At 66.4% G+C, this 2,526-nt stretch carries 1 protein-coding gene and 1 pseudogene; both read left to right on the top strand.

Features of this window, described 5'->3' with window-relative positions; all coding sequences use genetic code 11:
* A partial coding sequence (locus tag JHC57_RS21985; protein WP_294032696.1) for a valine--tRNA ligase occupies nt 1-2,315 on the top strand: 2,315 nt, incomplete at its 5' end.
* Nucleotides 2,312-2,526: pseudogene (locus JHC57_RS21980) on the top strand (hypothetical protein); the annotation flags it as partial. The gene JHC57_RS21985 and the pseudogene JHC57_RS21980, both read left to right, overlap by 4 nt.

Below are 2,526 nucleotides of genomic sequence, written 5' to 3'. Positions count from 1 at the left end.
GCCAGATCACCGGCCAGCTCCGCCGCCTCGGCTGCTCGATGGACTGGTCGCGCGAACAGTTCACGATGGACCCGCATTTCACCGAGGCCGTCGTCAAGGTGTTCGTCGACCTCCACAAAAAGGGTCTGATCTACCGCGACAAGCGTCTGGTGAACTGGGATCCGAAGCTCAGAACCGCGATTTCGGACCTCGAGGTCGAGACGCACGAGGTGCAGGGCGGTTTCTGGCACTTCCGATATCCGCTCGCCGACGGCGTCACCCTCGATGACGGGCGCGACTATATCGAGGTCGCGACGACACGCCCCGAAACGATGCTCGCCGACATGGCGGTCGCGGTGCATCCCGACGATCCGCGCTACAAGAGCGTGATCGGCAAGGACATCCTCCAGCCGATCACCGGCCGCCGCTTCAGGGTGGTCGCCGACGAACATGCCGATCCCGAGCTGGGCAGCGGCGCGGTGAAGATCACCCCCGGTCATGATTTCAACGACTTCGACGTCGGCAAGCGCGCGGGCTTCAGGCCCGGCGAGATGCTCAACATGCTCGACGGCGACGCGAACGTCATCCAGACCGCCGACGGGCTGATCCCCGACGAGTATCTCGGCCTCCACCGCTTCAGGCGCGACGGCATCGATGGCGCGCGCGAACTCGTCGTGCAGCGGATGAAGGAGCAGGGCTTCCTGATCCCGCACATCGACAAGGACGGCGGAGAACATGACGCCGAACCGCGCACGATCCAGACCCCGTTCGGCGACCGCGGCGGCGTGGTGATCGAGCCGTGGCTGACCGACCAATGGTATGTCGACGCCGAAACCCTCGCGCAGCCGCCGATGGCGGCGGTGCGCGACGGCCGCATCAACATCGTGCCGAAGACGTGGGAAAAGACCTTCTTCAACTGGATGGAGAATATCCAGCCCTGGTGCGTCTCGCGCCAGCTCTGGTGGGGCCACCGCATCCCCGCCTGGTATGCCGAAGACGGCCGCATCTTCGTCGCCGAAACCGAAGAGCAAGCACAGGCCGAGGCCGGCGCAGGCGTCGTGCTGACCCGCGACGAGGACGTCCTCGACACATGGTTCTCCTCGGCGCTCTGGCCCTTCGCTACCCTCGGCTGGCCCGAAAACACCGAGCTGCTCAAGCGCCACTATCCCAACGACGTCCTCATCTCGGGCTTCGACATCCTCTTCTTCTGGGATGCGCGCATGGCGATGCAGGGGATGGAGTTCATGGGCGACGTGCCGTGGAAAACGCTCTATCTCCACGGCCTCGTTCGCGCGCCCGACGGCGCGAAGATGTCGAAGTCGAAGGGCAATGTCGTCGACCCGCTCGGGCTGATCGACCAATATGGCGCCGACGCCTTGCGCTTCTTCATGGCGGCGATGGAAAGCCAGGGCCGCGACATCAAGATGGATGACGCGCGCCTCGCGGGCTATCGCAATTTCGCGACCAAGCTGTGGAACGCCGCGCGCTTCTGCGAAGCCAACGGCATTTCCGCCTCGACCGGTTTCGAAGCTCCCGCCGCGACGCTGCCGGTCAACCGCTGGATCATCGGCGAGGTTGCCGCCACCGTCGCCGCGATGGAAACCGCCTTCGCCGCCTATCGTTTCGACGAGGCCGCGAACGCGATCTACAGCTTCGCGTGGGATCGCTTCTGCGACTGGTATCTCGAACTCATTAAAGGCGCGATCGACGGCGAGACCAGGGCGGTCGCCGGCTGGGTGCTCGACCAGATTCTCGTGATGCTCCATCCCTTCATGCCCTTCATCACCGAAGAGCTGTGGACGGGGCTTGGCGACCGTGCCGATTACCCGCTGATCACCGCGAAATGGCCCGCGCCTGCCGCGACACGCGACGCCGAAGCCAGCGCCGACATCGACTGGCTGATCAGGCTCGTCAGCGAACTGCGCACGGCAAAGGCCGAACTCGGCCTGCCGCCGGGCGCGCGCCTGACCGCGCATTTCCCCGCGTCGCTCAACACTCGCACCGACAAGCTCGCCGCGCAGCTCGACCGCCTCGCGCGGCTCGAAGCGATCAGCTTCGACCCAGCCCCCGCCGGCGCATCGGCGCAGCTCGTCGTCGAGGGCGAGACGATCACCGTCCCCCTGGAGGGCGTGATCGACATCGCCGCCGAACGCGACCGCCTGACCAAGGCGCTCGCCGCCGCGGCGAAGGAACGCGACGGCCTCGCCGGCCGTTTGAACAATCCGTCGTTCGTCGAACGCGCGAAACCCGAAGCCGTGGAAAAGGCCCGCATGGATCACGCCGCCAAGGAAGCCGAGGCCGACCGCCTCACCGCCGCGTTAGCCCGTCTGGGGTGACCGACGGCGAGGTCCCCGTCACGCCGACGCCGGTCGCGGCGGCCGCCGACCCGGCCGCAAGCCCGGTTCCGCCGCGCCAGACCGCACGCGGCGGCGGACGAATGGACCTGACGCAAGGGCCGATCACCAAAACGCTGATTCTCTTCGCGCTGCCGACGCTCGCATCGAATATCCTCCAGACGCTCTCGGGATCGGTCAATTCGATCTGGGT

The sequence above is a fragment of the Sphingopyxis sp. genome (assembly GCF_016463645.1).
Classification (GTDB): domain Bacteria; phylum Pseudomonadota; class Alphaproteobacteria; order Sphingomonadales; family Sphingomonadaceae; genus Sphingopyxis.
This window is presented reverse-complemented; position numbering and strand designations above follow the sequence as displayed.